Below are 15,795 nucleotides of genomic sequence, written 5' to 3' on the forward strand. Positions count from 1 at the left end.
GGCTGACCCTGGTCCCCCTCATGCCCGCCCCTGTGCGGGCATGATTGTTGATGGCGCCTGGGCGCGGCGCCAACCGTTCGCGTCATGGCGCTTCTTCCTGCGTTGGCAGGCTTGCTTATCCTGATTGCCTCTCTATACTCGCGCGCAATACCCGCCTTTTTATTCTGGATATCGCAATGCCCCTTGCCTTCCTGTTTCCCTTCTCCTGCATGGCCATCTGGGCCGGCAATGGCATCGTCAGCAAGCTGGCGGTCGGGGTGTTGTCTCCTGCGGCGCTCGCCTGGTCGCGCTGGATGGTGGCGGCCCTGGTGCTGACCCCGTTTCTGGCTCACCGGGCCTGGCGCGAGCGCCGCAAGCTGCGGGCCGGTTTCTCGAAGCTGGCGATGCTGGCCCTGCTCGGCATGGTCTTGAACCAGACCTTTGGCTATTACGCGGCCCAGACCCTGGGGGCCACCGAGATTGGCCTGATGATGGGGCTGACCCCCTTGATGACAGTGCTGCTCAGCATCTGGTTGCTGCGCGAGCGGCCCACCTGGGGGGCGCTGCTGGGAGGCGCCATCTCCATTCTGGGGCTGGCGATTTTGTTGGGGCAGGGGGATCCGGCCCGGTTGCTGACCCAGGGCATCCATATCGGTTCCGTTTACATGCTGCTCTCGGCGGCCACCTATGCGCTCTACAGCGTGCTGCTCAAGCGCTGGGATCTGGGGCTGGACAACTGGTCCATGCTCTACGGCCAGGTGCTGTGCAGCCTCCTGTTCCTCACCCCCTTCTATCTGCTGGTGGACGGGCACTGGCCCGATGGCAGCGCCCTCTGGCTCATCCTCTATGCGGGGATCCCGACCTCGGCCCTCTCGCCCTGGCTCTGGATGCAGGGCATTGCCCTGCTCGGGGCGAGCCGTACCGCCATCTTCATGAACCTGTTGCCGGTCATGACGGCCGCCCTTGCCATCAGCTGGCTCGGGGAGCGGCTCACCAGCTATCACCTCATCGGTGGCGGCATGACCCTGATGGGGGTGCTGCTGGCGCAGTTGCTGGTGAGGCCCGTGACGGTGCGAAGACGCGCCCGGCTCGCGGTGGCGGGCTGTCAGGAGAAGTAGGATAAAAAAAGACCGCCCACGAGGCGGTCTTTTTGGTTCGGTGCCCAGCGTCACTGCGCCGTCAGATAGAGATCCTTGGCATAGACCAGGTCTTGCGGGTTCTGGTAGGGGTAGCCCTTGACGTTGGGTTTGAGCAGCCGTGATTTCACGTAGAAGTAGACAGGCGCGATGGGGGCCTCCTCGTCGATCAGCACCTCGGCCTGCTGATAGAGGCGGTTGCGCTCGGCGGGGTCCTTGGCGTCATGGGCCTTGGCCAGGAGGGCGTCGTACTCCTTGTTGAACCACTTGCCGCTGTTGGCGCTGCTGCTGGAGGTCATGATGTCGAGGAAGGTGGAGGCATCGTTGTAGTCTCCGTTCCAGGAGTAGCGGCTCACCCCGAAGTCACCCTCGTTCAGGGCCGACACCATGGTCTTCCACTCCATGTTGTTGAGCTCCGCCTTGACCCCCAGGTTGTGCTTCCACATGGAGGAGATGGCGAGCGCTATCTTCTTGTGCCCCTCGTTGGTGTTGTAGAGGATGTCCACCGTCAGCGGCTTGTCAGGGCCGTAACCCGCCTCGCCAAGCAGCGCCTTGGCCTGCTTGATGCGCTCTTCCTTGCTCATCAGCTCGCTGGCGGGGCGTTTGAGCTCGAAGCCGTCCACGCTCGGCGGGGTCAGGCTGAAGGCGGAGAGCTGCCCCTGTCCCAGGATCTTCTCCGTGATGGTGTCCCGGTCGATGGCAAGAGACAGTGCCTTGCGCACCCTGACGTCGTCAAAGGGCTTGCGTTGGGTGTTGAAGACGTAGTAGTAGGTGGCGAGCATGGGGGCGCTCACCAGCTCCTCCGGGCTCTGGCGCTTGATCTGCTGATACTGCTCCAGGGGATAGGTGGTGTAGTGCAGCTCGCTCGCACGATAGCGGTTGTAGGCCGCGGTATCGGAGACGATCTCCAGATAGATCACCTTGTTCAGCACGGTGTGCTCGTTGTCCCAGTAGTGGGGGTTGCGCTCGGCGATGAGGCGCTCGTTCGGGGTCCACTCCTTGAGGGCGAAGGCGCCGTTGGAGACGATGTTGGCCGGTTTGACCCACTCATGACCGAACTTCTCGATGGTGGCCTTGGGCGCCGGGAAGGTGGTGTAGTGGGAGAGGGTCTTGAGGAAGAAGGGGACCGGGTTTTTCAGGGTGATCTGCAGGGTGTAGTCATCGAGCGCCTTGATCCCCAAGGCATCCGGGCTCTGCTTGCCCTGCACCACGTCGCTGGCATTGGCGACGCCGGTCAGCTCGATGAACCAGGCGTAGTTGGAGGCGTTCTTGGGGTCCGCCGCCCGCTGCCAGCCATAGACGTAGTCCGCCGCCGTCACCGGCTCGCCGTTGGACCATTTGGCATCGGGTCTGAGCTTGAAGGTGTAGACGGTGCCCGTGGAATCGAGCTCGTAGCCAAGGGCGCCCGCCGCCTGCAGCTTGCCGTTGCCATCCAGGGTATAGAGCCCCTCGAACAGATCGTTGACGACGTCGCTGCCCGCGCTCTCTTCCACCATCTGGGGATCGATGGAGGCAGGCTCGGTGCCGATGTTGCGCACGAACACTTGCTGGGCGGCTGGCAGAAGCTGGGTGCCTTCAGGCACCTGGGCAGCGAGGACGGGGAGGGTGAGCAGAGCGGCAACCGCCCCGGCGATAAGCGACTTTTTCATTGAATATCCTTATGTTTTTTTGCTTCCAAAGCGCAGCCAGTGTGCGGGATTGGGGGGCAGATCTCAAGAGGGGAGCCTCTGGCGCAACATTGCCGGGCGCCAGGGGGAGCAAGGCGGGCAGCCGCGTCGGCCCGGATGCATTCTTGTCACGAATTAACCCCCCAAAAGATGCCGGATGGCACCCTTGTTTCACGGCGAAAGCCCGTGGTGGCGCGGCTTTCTGGCGATTTAAAGAACGGCTTAATTCGCTGCAAAAACAAAAAACAGGCGTTACATTGGGTTACAAAACAACGCTGCCGGGGATCGGCACTTTTTTTGCCGACACTTGCAAACGTTTTCAACGGCCAACGGAAACGATCTTAAAGGAACAAGAATGCGAAACATGATCACCATGGGCGAGTTCATCGTCAAAAAGCAGGCGGACTACCCGACCGCGACCGGCGAGCTGACCTCCTTGCTCAGCTCCATCCGCCTGGCCGCCAAGGTGGTGAACCGGGAGATCAACAAGGCGGGTCTGGCGGACATCATCGGTTCCATCGGCGCCGAAAACGTGCAGGGCGAGGTGCAGCAGAAGCTGGACGTCTATGCCAACGAGCGCTTCAAGGCGGCGCTGGAGGCCCGTGGCGAGGTGTGCGGCATGGCCTCTGAGGAGGAGGAGGACTTCGTCTCCTTCGATTCCGAGCTCTCTCGTCACTCCAAGTACGTGGTGCTGATAGACCCCCTCGACGGCTCCTCCAACATCGACGTCAACGTCTCGGTCGGGACCATCTTCTCCATCTACCGCCGGGTCAGCAAACCGGGCGCCGGGGTCACTCTGGAGGACTTCCTGCAGCCGGGTCACCGTCAGGTCGCGGCGGGCTACGTGGTCTACGGCTCCTCCACCATGCTGGTCTACACCACCGGCTTTGGGGTCAACGGCTTCACCTATGACCCCTCCATCGGCTGCTTCTGCCTCTCCCACGAGAACATCCGCATTCCGGAGGAGGGCAAGATCTACTCCATCAACGAGGGCAACTACATCAAGTTCCCGGACGGGGTGAAGAAGTACCTCAAATACTGCCAGGAGCGTGACGAGGCGACTCACAGGCCCTATACCTCTCGCTACATCGGCTCCCTGGTGTCGGATTTCCACCGCAACCTGCTCAAGGGGGGCATCTACATCTACCCGTCCGGCACCAACTCCCCGAACGGCAAGCTGCGCCTGCTCTATGAGTGCAACCCCATGGCCTTCCTGGTGGAGCAGGCCGGTGGCAAGGCGTCCGACGGCTTTGGCCGCATCATGGACATCCAGCCTACCGCTCTGCACCAGCGCACTCCCTACTTCGTCGGGTCCACCAGGATGGTGGAGCGGGCCGAGGCCTTCATGCGGGAGTTCTCCGCCCACGAGGATCCGGCCAACCAGGGCTGAGCCCGGGCCAGCGTCCCTTCGTCACGGGAGCCGTCAAGGCTCCCGTTTTTATTGGCGTGCAGGCGGGTGTAGCCAGGTTGATATGCTGACGGACTGACGGACTGACGGACTGACTCGACGCCTCGGCGGTCGCGGTGCAATGGCTGGTGGCCCCCTTGCCGGGATGTCTGGCCGGGATACCTGGTCTGGATACGTGGGTGGGATGAATACGGCACGGGCCATCTGCGGGGCTATCGAGGCGCGTGGAACCCGTTTTTGCCCACAATCATCCCCATATCCATCTGTTTTTCAGATGGGTTGTGAATCAATGCATCGCATTAACAGATGGATTTGGCGGCAAAATGGTGCTGCCAGGAGGGCGAACCGAGGCATCGGGAGGCAAGAAGGCGGGCCGGGGGCGAGATGCCGCCCCTTGCCAGCAACGAAACGGGAGCCCTGGGGCTCCCGTTGTTGTAGGCGGCAGGTCGCGCCCTGCTGACGTCATGCTTCCCCTCAGGGGGTGGCATGGCGGGCGAGATCCGCCAGCAGGCCGTCCACCAGTTTGAGGCGCATGGCCCTGTCCTGGGTCGGTACCTGGAAGCGCAGCCGGGTCGGCCCGTCCATCTTGTAGATGCGCGGCTGCTCCGAGAGCAGCTTGACCAGATAGGCCGGGTTGACGCGGGTTTCCTGGGTGAAGTCCAGATAGCCGCCGCGCTCGCTCATCTCCACCCGGCGAATGCCCAGCGCCGTGGCGCGCTGGCGGAAGGCGGCCAGCTCCATCAGCGTCTTGGTCGGCTCCGGCAAGAGGCCGAAGCGATCGATGAGCTCCACTTTGAGCTCCCGCAGCTCCTGCTCGTCCGCCGCACTGGCGATGCGCTTGTACATGGAGAGGCGCATGTTGACGTCCGGGATGTAGTCGTCCGGGAGCAAGGCGGGCAGGCGCAGCTCTACCTCGGTGTGCTGGCTCATGAGCTGCTCCAGCGACGGCTCCTTGCCATGTTTGAGCGCCTCCACCGCCTGCTCCAGCATCTCCATGTAGAGGGTGAAGCCCACCGATTCAATCTGGCCGCTCTGATCGTCGCCCAGCAGCTCGCCCGCGCCCCGGATCTCCAGATCGTGGGTGGCGAGCGCAAAGCCAGCGCCGAGATCTTCGAGGGACGCGATGGCCTCCAGCCGCTTGGCCGCATCCTTGGTCATCAGCTTGGGATGGGGGGTGAGCAGGTAGGCATAGGCCTGGTGGTGGGAGCGCCCGACCCGGCCCCGCAGCTGGTGCAGCTGGGCGAGACCAAGATGATCCGCCCGGTCCATGATGATGGTGTTGGCGCTCGGCACGTCGATGCCGGTCTCGATGATGGTGGTGCAGACCAGCAGGTTGAAGCGCTGGTGGTAGAAGTCCGACATCACCCGCTCGAGCTCCCGCTCGCGCATCTGGCCGTGGGCGATGCCGATGCGCGCCTCCGGCACCAGCTCGGCAAGATCGGCGGCGCACTTCTCGATGCTCTCCACGTCGTTGTGCAGGTAGTAGACCTGGCCGCCACGCTTCAATTCCCGCAGTACCGCCTCGCGCACCACCGCAGGTTCGTGCTGGCGCACGAAGGTCTTGATGGCGAGCCGCTTGGCGGGCGGGGTGGCGATGATGGAGAGATCCCGCATGCCGGACATGGCCATGTTGAGGGTGCGGGGAATGGGGGTCGCGGTGAGGGTGAGGATATCCACGTCGGCGCGCAGCGCCTTGATCTTCTCCTTCTGGCGCACCCCGAAGCGGTGCTCCTCGTCGACGATGAGCAGGCCCAGATCCTTGAAGGTGAGCTCGGCGCCCAGCAGCTTGTGGGTGCCGATGATGATGTCGACCTTGCCCTCGGCCATCTCCTTCATCACGGCGCTCTGCTCCTTGGCGGAGCGGAAGCGGCTCAGCACCTCCACCCGCACCGGCCAGTTGGCGAAGCGGTCGCGGAAGTTGTCGTAGTGCTGCTGGGCGAGCAGGGTGGTGGGCACCAGCACGGCCACCTGCTTGCCGCCGTGCACCGCCACAAACGCCGCCCGCATCGCCACTTCGGTCTTGCCAAAGCCCACGTCGCCGCACACCAGCCGATCCATGCTCTTGGCCTGGCACATGTCGCCGAGCACAGCGTTGATGGCATTGAGCTGATCCTCGGTCTCCTCGAACGGGAAGCTCGCGGCAAACTGGCGGTAGGCCTCCCGGTCGTGTTTGAAGGCAAAGCCGTGACGGGCTGCCCGCATGGCATAGACATCCAGCAGCTCGGCCGCCACGTCCCGCACCTTTTCCGCCGCCTTGCGCCGCGCCTTGACCCAGGCCTCGCCGCCGAGCTTGTGGCTGGGCGGGTTGTCGGAGCCGGTGTAGCGGCTGATCAGGTGCAAACTGGTGACCGGCACGAACAGCTTGTCGCCGCCGGCGTATTCCAGGGTCAGAAACTCGGTGGGCAGGCCGCCTGCGTCTATGGTCTCGAGCCCCAGGTAGCGACCGACCCCGTGATCCAGGTGCACCACCGGCTGGCCCTGGGTCAGCTCGCCCAGGTTTCGGATCACCGCATCCGAGCTCAGGTTCTTGCTCTTGTCCCGCTGGCGCTTGCTGCGGATCTTGCCGCCGAGCAGCTCGGCTTCGGTGATGAGGGCAAGGGGCGTCTGGCCGGGCTCTTGCAGCAGGAAGCCCCGCTCCAGGGGACAGACCAGCAGCCCGTGGCGCGCATCGCTCACCAGGAAGGCGTCGAGGGAGGCAAACTCCCGGGGTTGCAGGTTGATCCGTGCGAGCAGATCCCCGAGGCCCTCGCGCCGCCCCTCGGACTCCACCGCAAACAGGGTGCGCCCGGTAAAGCCTTGCAGGAAGCCGTCAAGGGCCAGCAGGGGTTGCTCCTTGCTGTGGTCGAGCTGCAGATCCGGCAGGGGGGCGAGGGGCAGATCGTGCTGACCCGCTCCGCCGTCAACGGTCGCCTCCTGCAGACGCACGGCGCCATAGTCCCCGAGGGCGGCGAAGAGCTGCTCCACCGGCAGATAGATCTGCTGGGGCGGCAGCAGGGGACGGGTGTTGTCCCAGCGTCTGTCTTCATAGCGCTGGCCAATGTCGTTCCAGAAGCGCTGGGCCGCGGGGTAGATCTCCCCCACGGTGAGCAGCAGGGTGTTGCCTGGCAGGTAGTCAAACAGGCTGGCGGTCTGGTTGAAGAAGAGCGGCAGGTAGTATTCGATGCCGGCGGGCCAGCGCCCCTTGCTCACCTCCTGATAGACGGAGCCCTCGGCGCGGGAGATCTCGAACTGTTCGCGATACTGGCCACGAAACAGCTCGATGGCCCCCTCGTCGGTGGGAAATTCCCGTGCGGGCAGGAGGCTCACCGACTTCACCGGCTCGCTGGAGCGCTGGGTCTCGGGGTCGAACGGGCGGATGGAGTCCACCTCGTCGTCGAAAAAATCAATGCGATAGGGGCGGCTGCTCCCCATGGGGAAGAGATCCAGCAGGGAGCCGCGGGCGGCGAATTCGCCGTGCTCCAGCACCTGTTCCACCGCCACGTAGCCAGCCTCCGCCAGACGCCCGCGCAGCTGCTGCAGGTTGAGGCGCTGGCCGCTTGTGACCATCAGGCTGTATTTGTCGAGATAAGCCTGGGGCGCCGTGCGCAGCATCAGGGTGGAGATGGGCACGATGAGCACGCCGTGGCGCATCTGCGGCAACTGGTAGAGGGTCTCGAGGCGCTGGGAGATGATGTCCTGGTGGGGAGAGAAGCTGTCGTAGGGCAGGGTCTCCCAATCCGGGAACAGCAGCACGGGGCAATCCTGATCCGCCAGCAGGAACCCCAGTTCCTGTTCAAGGCGCAGGGCGCTCGGGGTATCGGCGGTGACCAGCAGGACGGGTCTTCGGGCTTCCCGGGTGAGGCGGGCGGCAACCAGAGCCAGGCTGCTGCCGACCAGCTGGCCGAACGTTGTCTTCTGGCCCGCCTTGGCGGGCAAGGCGGGGAGGGTCATTGGCATCATCGGAGTCTTTTACTGTTGGCGTTCTTTTGACATGGACCTGGGTTAGCGCTGACGTTCCTGGGCACGCAGCTTGAGCTGTTTCGACTGCACATGCAGGCTGGCGCGCACCAGCAGCTCCCGGTCATCCTCGCGGATGCGCACGTAGTCGAGCACCACGTGGGTGCCATGCTCTCCGGCGTCCCGCTGCACGACCTCGCCGTAGCAGTAGACGGCGGAGGCCTCTTCCCGCAGGAAGATCTTGAGCCGCACGATCTGGTGCTGGGCGGGGGCCTCCCCGTGCCCCTGGTGGGGGTGCAGGTAGGTGAGCTGCCCGGCGCCAAAGCGCAGGGTGTGGAAGCGGTGCTCGGGGTGATCCTGGGCCGCCAGCACATAGCCCATGATCATGTCGATCTTGCGGGACTGCTGGTTGATGATCTCCACCAGATCGTGCATGGACTCGTTCTGGCTGCGCAGCAGCCGGCTGCTCACCAGATCGATGGAGGTGATGGCGGAGGCGATGCGAAACGGCTCGGGCAACTCGGCCTCCAGGGCCTCCAGCGTCGGCAGACGAAAGTCGGCCGGCATGGGGATCACATTGACCGGCGTGGCATGGGTGACGCTGAAGAACTGTTCCTGCATGGAGGCTATCCCTTGTTGTCATAGACGGTTTCCCTTTATTATCCGGTATCTTATTTCGTTGGCAACGTAGATATCCTTGAAGACCGGACTTTTTCAGCCACTGTCGCTGGCCATCGGCCTGCGTTATGCAGGCTCGCGACGCAGTAACCGCTTCGTCTCCTTTATCTCCCTGTTCTCCACCTTTGGCATCGCCATCGGGGTCGCCGCCCTGATGGTGGTGATCTCGGTGATGAACGGGTTCGAAGGCCAGCTCAAGGGGCGCATCCTCGGGGTGATCCCCCATGTGGTGGTGACCAATCAGGCCGGACGCATCGAGGCCGAGCCCGAAGGTCTGCCCGATCTGGCCCGCCTGCCCCACGTGGTGGCCACGGCCCCCATGCTCGACAGCGAAGGCATGTTGCAAAGCCCCGGTCAGCTCACCGGCGTGAGCGTGCAGGGGATCGATCCCGCCCGCTGGCCCAAGGATGACATCCTGCACGCCCAGATGCTGGGTGGGCGCCTTGACAGCCTGCAGGCCGGTGAATACCACATCGTGCTGGGGCAGGGGGTGGCCAGCCGCCTCAAGGTCTCTATCGGCGACCAGGTGCGTCTCATCCTGACCGAAGGTACCCGCTTTACCCCCTTTGGCCGAGTGCCGGCCCAGCGTCTTTTCACCGTCTCCGGCATCTTCGGGGTCGGCGCCGACGTGGACAGCCAGGTGGCCCTGATTGCCCTGGGGGATGCCCAGCGCATGCTGCGTCTGCCCGCAGACAAGGTGGGCGGCATCCGCCTCTGGCTGGACGATCCCTTCGCCGCCGACGAGGTGGTGAAGACCGCGTTGCCGGACGGACTGGAGTGGCAGGACTGGCGCCGCGAGCGCGGCGAGCTGTTCCAGGCGGTGGCCATGGAAAAACGGATGATGGGGCTGATGCTGGTGCTGATCATCGCGGTCGCCACCTTCAACATCCTCTCCGCCCTGGTGATGGTGGTCACCGACAAGGAAGGGGAGGTGGCCATCCTGCGTACCATGGGCATGAGCGAATCCGGCATCGTCAAGATCTTCATGGTGCTGGGGGCGTCGAGCGGCGTCATCGGCGCCCTGTTCGGGGGGCTGGCGGGGCTGGCGCTCTGCTTCGGCCTCAATCCTCTGCTCAATGCCCTTGGGCTCAACCTCTATATGGCGGCGGGGGGCAGCGGTCTGCCAGTTATCGTCGAGCCGGCCCAGGTCATGACGATCCTGCTGGGGGCCGTGCTGCTGAGTTTCAGTGCCACCCTCTACCCGGCCTCCCGCGCGGCCCGGGTCAAACCGGCGGAGGCGCTGCGTTATGAATAATTCATCTTCTGTTGTTACTGGTGCAAGTGGAGCCCCCGTTATGAATCAATCCGTCCCCTGCGAGCCGCTGCTGCGCTGCCAGGCCCTCAATCATGTCTACAAAGAGGGCAATCTGGAGACCCAGGTACTCAAGGGGATCGAGCTGGACGTCGCCCCCGGGGAGATGCTGGCGGTGGTGGGGAGCTCGGGCTCCGGCAAGACCACCCTGCTGCACCTGATGGGGGCGCTGGACAACCCCTCCAGCGGCGCCGTGCTGTTCAAGGGGCAGGACATCCATGGCTGGGACAGCCGTACCCAGGCGAGGTTTCGCAACCAGGAGCTGGGTTTCGTTTACCAGTTCCACCACCTGCTCTCGGAATTCAGCGCGCTGGAAAATGCGGCCATGCCGCTGCTGATCGCCGGTGAGTCGGTGGCCAGCGCCACCGAGAAGGCGAGCAAGATGCTGGGGCGGGTGGGGCTCTCCCACCGTCTCAACCACAGACCGTCCGAGCTCTCCGGTGGCGAGCGCCAGCGGGTGGCCATCGCCCGTGCCCTGGTCAACGAACCCAGCCTGGTGCTGGCGGACGAACCCACCGGCAACCTGGATCATGCCAGCGCCACCGCCGTCTATGAGCTCTTGTGCGAGCTCAATCGCGAGCTTGGCACCGCGTTCGTGGTGGTGACCCATGACTTGAGCCTGGCCGCCAAGCTCCACCGCCGAGTCACCCTGGTGAGCGGCATCATGGCGGAGGTCGCCTGATGTTCAAGCCGCTGCCCCTGTTCCTGGGCCTGCGTTACAGCCGCTCCCGCCGTCGCAACGGCTTCATCGCCTTCATTTCGGCCTCCTCCCTCATCGGGATCGCCCTCGGGGTGATGGCCCTCATTCTTGGCCTCTCCGCCATGAACGGGTTCGAGCGGGAGCTCAAGAACCGAGTGCTCTCCGTGGTCCCCCACGGCGAGCTCATCGGCATGGAGGCGCCACTGCCTGACTGGCCGAGGCTCAGGGACTACCTGCTGGCCCAGCCCGGGGTGGAGGCGGCTGCGCCCGTCATTCGCCTGGACGGCCTGCTGGAGCACGGCTCCGCCCTCAAGGGGGTCCAGCTGCGTGCGGTGCTGCCGGAGCTGGAAGCCAATCTCTCCGATGCGGGCAACTTCATGACGGGGCGGGGCCTTCGCGAGCTACAGGCGGGTGAACACGGGGTCATCCTCGGCAAGATCATCGCCGACAAGCTGGGGGTCAAGACAGGGGACACCGTCACCCTGCTGCTGCCCCAGGCGGGGGATGCCGCCGGCATCAAGAACCCGAAACGGGAGGCGCTCACCGTGGTGGGGCTGCTCGAGATCGGCGGCCAGCTCGACGGCCTGCTCGGCTTCATGCACCTGGCGGACGCCCAGGCCATCACCGGCATGGGCAGCGCGGTGGAGGGGTTCAGCCTCAAGGTGAGCGACGTGCTCAAGGCCCAGTCCATCACGGTGGCGGCGGCCCAGAAATTCCCGCACTACGTCTATATCAGCAGCTGGATGAGCCGTCAGGGTTATCTCTATCAGGACATCCAGATGGTGCGCACCGTGATGTACGTGGTGATGCTGATGGTGGTGGCGGTGGCCTGCTTCAACATCGTCTCCACCCTGGTGATGGCGGTGAACGAGAAGCGCAGCGAGATCGCCATCTTGAAGACCATGGGGGCGAGCCCGGGCCAGATCCGGCTCACCTTCGTCATCCAGGGGATGGTGAACGGGGTGGCGGGAGCCCTGCTAGGCGCCCTGCTGGGCGGCCTGCTCTCCAGCAAGCTGACCCAGATCCTGAGCGCCATCGAAGGGGTGATCGGGCACCGTTTCCTGAATCCCGACATCTACTTCATCGACTTCCTGCCGACCGAGCTGCACATGCAGGACTTGCTCATCGTGACCGGCGCCGCCATCCTGATGAGCCTGGTGGCGACCCTCTATCCCGCCTGGCGGGCGAGCGGCCTGGTGCCGTCCCGGGAGCTGGGGCATTGATGCCCATGGATGTGATAAAGGGCCCTGCGGGGCCCTTTTTACTGTCACTCTTTTGTGGGGACACCCCCGACGTGGCGGTTATCGAGGCAATACGCAGGAGGAGATGATGCCCGGTGCCGTGTTGATGGCATCAATGGGCATTCAACTCATCGAGAGGCAGTGAAAAACTCCCCACGAAGACATCGATGAAGTAGCGCATGGCGGGGTTCATCCTGGCGTCCAGCATCTGCTCGAGGCGCTTTCGCGCGGGCTCGAACTCCCGGTTGCCGACGCTCAGCTCCTCCAGACACTTGGTGTAGGCACAGAGGGTGTCTGCATCCTTCACCAGGCTGGTGAGGGCCTCGTCCTGGGCGCCGGAGTCGAGCAGGGGGCGAAAGTCCTCGACCAGCTCAGGCGGCAACATGCCCAGCAGGCGCTGCTCGGCGGCAAGCTCAATCTTTTTGTATTCGCGGGCGATTTCGGGATTGAAGTACTTGACCGGGGTGGGCAGATCCCCGGTCAGCACCTCGCTGCTGTCGTGGTAGAGGGCCATGACGGCGGCCCGGTCGGCATCCACCCGAGCGCCGAACAGGCGATTGCTGATAAGGCCGAGGGCGTGGGCCACCATGGCGACCTGCAGGCTGTGCTCGGCGATGTTTTCGGGCTGGATGTTGCGCATCAGGGGCCAGCGGTAGATGAGGCGCATACGGGCGAGGTTGGCAAAAAAATGGCTGGGCAGCATGGAAGACCTCGAATGGGGAAATGAAAAAGGGCAGACCCTAGTCTGCCCTTTTTTCCACCCGCAAGGATAGCCTGAGATGGGCCCTCAGCGGATGTAGCGGCCCGATTCCGCCTCGTGGTTGGTCACTATCATCTGGCCGATGGGGGCCAGGCTGATGAGGGCCAGCTTGAGGTGCTGGATGCCGAACGGGATGCCGACGATGGTGACGAAACAGGCCAGCGCCGAGGCGATGTGGCCGATGGCCAGCCAGACCCCGATGAGCACAAACCAGAGAATGTTGCCAATCAGCCCCAGGGCGCCGGTGCCAATGTCGCTCTGGCCCGTCATGCTCTTGCGGCTCACCGCCTGCTTGCCAAACGGGAAGAAGGTGAAGGTGCCGATGACGAAGCAGGCGCGTCCCCAGGGGATCCCGATGAGGGAGACGAAGCAGAGCAGCCCCGCCAGCCACCAGGCCAGCCCCATGAAGACGCCTCCCAGGACGAACCAGAGCAGATTGAACAAGAAGCGGAAAAAGGACATGTGGGTGACTCCAGCAGCACGTGAATTGGCTGTCACCATAGCGAGCCCGGCCGGGGGACGCAATGGCACAGGCGAGAAGGTGGACAATTTGGGTCGCAGCACGCCATTTTTGTGCCCGATTGGCGGCGGATGGCGATCAAAATGGCCCGTTTACCGTGAAAAAGAGTGAGCCAGTGCAAATTATTGCGGATGGAACGCTTGAACTCGGTGCAAGGCTTCTCCATATAGGAGAAAGTCTTGCGCAAATTGTGCTGTCTGTGCCCCGGAGGGGGGATGTGCGGCTCGACGCGACCACTGCACGCCGCTATAATGTCGCGTCATATTTTCTCATCACAAAGACAGTCGTTGTCTTTATAAACAGGAAGACTCCGGGCTTGCCCGGGGGCAATAAAGGGTCAGCACGCAGTGCTGAGTTGAACGAGGTAAAAGAATGCAAGTTTCTGTAGAGACAACCCAGGGTCTGGAACGCCGTCTTACCATCACTGTACCGGCCGCTACCGTTGACGCCGCCGTGCGCAAAGAATTGAATGGCCTGGCCAAAACCCGTCGCATCGACGGTTTCCGTCCTGGCAAGGCTCCGGTTGCCATCATCAAGAAGATGTTCGGTGCCATGGCTCATGCCCGCGTTGCCGATGAAATGATGCAGAACAACTTCATCAAGGCCATCATCGAGAACAAACTGAGCCCGGCTGGCGCCCCGACCATGGATCCGAAAGAGATCAAAGAAGGTCAGGATTTCGAATTCACCGCCACTTTCGAAGTGTATCCGGAGTTCGAAGTTGCCGGTCTGGAAAGCATCAAGGTCGAGAAGCCGGTTGCCACCGTGAAGGACAGCGACTTGGAAAACATGATCGACACCCTGCGCAAGCAGCACGCCACCTGGACTGAAGCCGCTGTGGCTGCCGCCAACGGCATGCGTGTGACCATGGACTTCGTCGGTTCCATCGACGGTGAAGAGTTCGACGGTGGCAAGGCTGAAGGCTTCACCCTGGAACTGGGCGCTGGCCGCATGATCCCGGGCTTCGAAGACGCCATCCTGGGCAAGAAAGCGGGCGACGAGTTCACCATCGAGGTGACTTTCCCGGCTGACTACCACGCCGAAGCCCTGAAGGGCAAGGCTGCCAAGTTTGCCTCCAAGCTGCACAAGGTTGAAGAGCAAGTGCTGCCCGAGCTGACCGAAGAGTTCGTCAAGCGTTTCGGCATCGAGAGCGGCAGCGTTGAAGAGCTGAAGGCTGAAGTGCGCAAGAACATGGAGCGCGAACTGGCCCAGGCCCTGAAAAACAGCGTGAAAGAGCAGGTACTGAACGGCCTGGTTGAAGCCAACCAGATCGATCTGCCGAAGGCTGCCGTTGCCCAGGAAATCGACACCCTGCGTCAGCAGGCTCTGCAGCGCTTCGGTGGCTTCCAGGGCGGCAACGCCCCCGAGCTGCCGGCCGAGCTGTTCCAGGCCCAGGCCGAGCGCCGTGTCCGCGTTGGTCTGCTGCTGGGTGACGTCATCCGCACCAACGAGATCAAGGCTGACGACGCCCGTGTGACCAGCATCATCGAGTCCATGGCCACTGCCTACGAAGATCCGAAAGAAGTGATCGAGTACTATCAGCAGAACGAGCAGATGCTGAACGGCGTGCGCAACCTGGCCATTGAAGATCAAGCCATCGATCTGATCCTGTCCAAGGCGCAAGTCACCGAGAAAGAAGTTGCCTTCGACGAAGTGATCAACAAGTCCGGTGCCGCTGCCTAAGAACATTTGACTTAAGGTCAAAACTGTTAAGTATAATGGCTCGTGTGATCTCCACTCGGGCCATTTTATTTTAGGGACAATGCCTTATGTACAAGAACTATAACGATGTGACTGAATCCCCACGCAATGCGCTCATCCCGATGGTGGTAGAGCAAACCGCGAAAGGGGAGCGTTCCTACGACATCTATTCCCGTCTGCTGAAAGAGCGGGTGATCTTCCTGACCGGTCAGGTCGAGGATCACATGGCGAACCTGGTGGTGGCCCAACTGCTGTTCCTGGAGTCCGAGAATCCGGATCAGGACATCAGCATCTACATCAACTCGCCGGGTGGGGCCGTCACTGCGGGTATGTCCATCTATGACACCATGCAGTTCATCAAGCCGGACGTGAGCACCGTCTGCATGGGGCAGGCCTGCTCCATGGGGGCCTTCCTGCTGGCCGGTGGCGCCAAGGGCAAGCGTTTCTGCCTGCCCAATGCCCGAGTGATGATCCACCAGCCGCTGGGCGGCTTCCAGGGGCAGGCTTCTGACATCCAGATCCATGCCCAGGAGATCCTGAAAATCAAGAATACCCTGAACGATCGTCTGGCGTTCCATACCGGTCAGGACATGGCCACCATCGAGCGCGACACCGACCGTGACAACTTCATGTCCGCCGAGCAGGCCGTTGCCTATGGTCTGGTTGACGGCATCCTGAGCCAGCGCGGCTGAGCAGGGTACCCCGTCCTGTTGTAAACTCAACAGGACGATCCATCCTCTATTGATAAAACGAGGTC

At 63.1% G+C, this 15,795-nt stretch carries 13 protein-coding genes; 8 read left to right on the forward strand and 5 right to left on the reverse strand.

Features of this window, described 5'->3' with window-relative positions; genetic code table 11:
• Window positions 1–176: 176 nt before the first annotated feature.
• Window positions 177–1,097: a DMT family transporter gene (locus tag AACR77_RS20425; protein WP_041215261.1), complete on the forward strand. Its 921-nt coding sequence runs from the start codon at window positions 177–179 to the stop codon at window positions 1,095–1,097.
• A 50-nt stretch (window positions 1,098–1,147) separates the two neighbouring features.
• Here AACR77_RS20425 and AACR77_RS20430 read toward each other — a convergent pair whose 3' ends face one another.
• Window positions 1,148–2,764 carry a peptide ABC transporter substrate-binding protein gene (locus AACR77_RS20430; RefSeq protein ID WP_042881110.1) on the reverse strand — a complete coding sequence of 539 codons (1,617 nt, stop codon included), beginning with the start codon at window positions 2,762–2,764 and terminating at the stop codon, window positions 1,148–1,150.
• A 143-nt stretch (window positions 2,765–2,907) separates the two neighbouring features.
• Here AACR77_RS20430 and AACR77_RS20435 point away from each other — a divergent pair, with 143 nt between their 5' ends.
• Entirely contained in the window at window positions 2,908–3,150 is a 243-nt protein-coding gene (locus AACR77_RS20435) for a hypothetical protein (RefSeq protein ID WP_139739434.1), read from the forward strand.
• Window positions 3,138–4,172 (forward strand): class 1 fructose-bisphosphatase, encoded by a 1,035-nt coding sequence (gene fbp / locus AACR77_RS20440; protein WP_029314452.1) that lies wholly within the window; start codon window positions 3,138–3,140, stop codon window positions 4,170–4,172. Before AACR77_RS20435 ends, fbp begins: the two co-directional genes overlap by 13 nt.
• 492 nt (window positions 4,173–4,664) lie before the next feature.
• Here fbp and mfd read toward each other — a convergent pair whose 3' ends face one another.
• Together mfd and AACR77_RS20450 are read right to left on the reverse strand one after the other, a co-directional pair.
• Window positions 4,665–8,129, reverse strand: coding sequence for a transcription-repair coupling factor (gene mfd / locus AACR77_RS20445; RefSeq protein WP_042881111.1), 3,465 nt, complete (start codon window positions 8,127–8,129; stop codon window positions 4,665–4,667).
• A gap of 42 nt (window positions 8,130–8,171) precedes the next feature.
• Window positions 8,172–8,747 (reverse strand): PilZ domain-containing protein, encoded by a 576-nt coding sequence (locus tag AACR77_RS20450; RefSeq protein WP_042881113.1) that lies wholly within the window; start codon window positions 8,745–8,747, stop codon window positions 8,172–8,174.
• Window positions 8,748–8,823: 76 nt separating this feature from the next.
• Between AACR77_RS20450 and AACR77_RS20455 the strand changes: the two genes are divergently transcribed.
• From AACR77_RS20455 to lolE, 3 genes are read left to right on the forward strand one after another with little or no spacing between them, the layout of a single operon-like run.
• Complete coding sequence (locus AACR77_RS20455; protein WP_010674566.1) at window positions 8,824–10,059, forward strand: lipoprotein-releasing ABC transporter permease subunit; 1,236 nt, start codon at window positions 8,824–8,826, stop codon at window positions 10,057–10,059.
• A 40-nt stretch (window positions 10,060–10,099) separates the two neighbouring features.
• The gene (lolD, locus tag AACR77_RS20460) at window positions 10,100–10,798 is read left to right on the forward strand and encodes a lipoprotein-releasing ABC transporter ATP-binding protein LolD (protein ID WP_039039044.1); all 699 of its coding nucleotides are present in this window, start codon (window positions 10,100–10,102) and stop codon (window positions 10,796–10,798) included.
• Window positions 10,798–12,039: a lipoprotein-releasing ABC transporter permease subunit LolE gene (lolE, locus tag AACR77_RS20465; RefSeq protein WP_039039045.1), complete on the forward strand. Its 1,242-nt coding sequence runs from the start codon at window positions 10,798–10,800 to the stop codon at window positions 12,037–12,039. Before lolD ends, lolE begins: the two co-directional genes overlap by 1 nt.
• Before the next feature lie 130 nt (window positions 12,040–12,169).
• Here lolE and yfbR read toward each other — a convergent pair whose 3' ends face one another.
• Window positions 12,170–12,760 (reverse strand): 5'-deoxynucleotidase, encoded by a 591-nt coding sequence (gene yfbR / locus AACR77_RS20470; RefSeq protein ID WP_042881115.1) that lies wholly within the window; start codon window positions 12,758–12,760, stop codon window positions 12,170–12,172.
• An 84-nt stretch (window positions 12,761–12,844) separates the two neighbouring features.
• Window positions 12,845–13,279 (reverse strand): YccF domain-containing protein, encoded by a 435-nt coding sequence (locus AACR77_RS20475; RefSeq protein WP_039039046.1) that lies wholly within the window; start codon window positions 13,277–13,279, stop codon window positions 12,845–12,847.
• A gap of 430 nt (window positions 13,280–13,709) precedes the next feature.
• Between AACR77_RS20475 and tig the strand changes: the two genes are divergently transcribed.
• Entirely contained in the window at window positions 13,710–15,020 is a 1,311-nt protein-coding gene (tig, locus tag AACR77_RS20480) for a trigger factor (RefSeq protein ID WP_010674572.1), read from the forward strand.
• 86 nt (window positions 15,021–15,106) lie between these two features.
• Window positions 15,107–15,730 carry an ATP-dependent Clp endopeptidase proteolytic subunit ClpP gene (gene clpP, locus AACR77_RS20485; RefSeq protein ID WP_005324106.1) on the forward strand — a complete coding sequence of 208 codons (624 nt, stop codon included), beginning with the start codon at window positions 15,107–15,109 and terminating at the stop codon, window positions 15,728–15,730.
• Window positions 15,731–15,795 lie beyond the last annotated feature (65 nt).

This window comes from Aeromonas sp. ZOR0002, from assembly GCF_963866995.1.
Classification (GTDB): Bacteria; Pseudomonadota; Gammaproteobacteria; order Enterobacterales; family Aeromonadaceae; genus Aeromonas; species Aeromonas caviae.

Excerpts from the sequence above, each read along its gene's own strand:
- AACR77_RS20425 (WP_041215261.1), top strand. The coding sequence starts at position 177 with ATGCCCCTTGCCTTCCTGTTTCCCTTCTCCTGCATGGCCATCTGGGCC.
- AACR77_RS20430 (WP_042881110.1), bottom strand. The coding sequence starts at position 2,764 with ATGAAAAAGTCGCTTATCGCCGGGGCGGTTGCCGCTCTGCTCACCCTC.
- fbp (WP_029314452.1), top strand. The coding sequence starts at position 3,138 with ATGCGAAACATGATCACCATGGGCGAGTTCATCGTCAAAAAGCAGGCG.
- mfd (WP_042881111.1), bottom strand. The coding sequence starts at position 8,129 with ATGATGCCAATGACCCTCCCCGCCTTGCCCGCCAAGGCGGGCCAGAAG.
- AACR77_RS20450 (WP_042881113.1), bottom strand. The coding sequence starts at position 8,747 with ATGCAGGAACAGTTCTTCAGCGTCACCCATGCCACGCCGGTCAATGTG.
- lolD (WP_039039044.1), top strand. The coding sequence starts at position 10,100 with ATGAATCAATCCGTCCCCTGCGAGCCGCTGCTGCGCTGCCAGGCCCTC.
- lolE (WP_039039045.1), top strand. The coding sequence starts at position 10,798 with ATGTTCAAGCCGCTGCCCCTGTTCCTGGGCCTGCGTTACAGCCGCTCC.
- yfbR (WP_042881115.1), bottom strand. The coding sequence starts at position 12,760 with ATGCTGCCCAGCCATTTTTTTGCCAACCTCGCCCGTATGCGCCTCATC.
- AACR77_RS20475 (WP_039039046.1), bottom strand. The coding sequence starts at position 13,279 with ATGTCCTTTTTCCGCTTCTTGTTCAATCTGCTCTGGTTCGTCCTGGGA.
- tig (WP_010674572.1), top strand. The coding sequence starts at position 13,710 with ATGCAAGTTTCTGTAGAGACAACCCAGGGTCTGGAACGCCGTCTTACC.
- clpP (WP_005324106.1), top strand. The coding sequence starts at position 15,107 with ATGTACAAGAACTATAACGATGTGACTGAATCCCCACGCAATGCGCTC.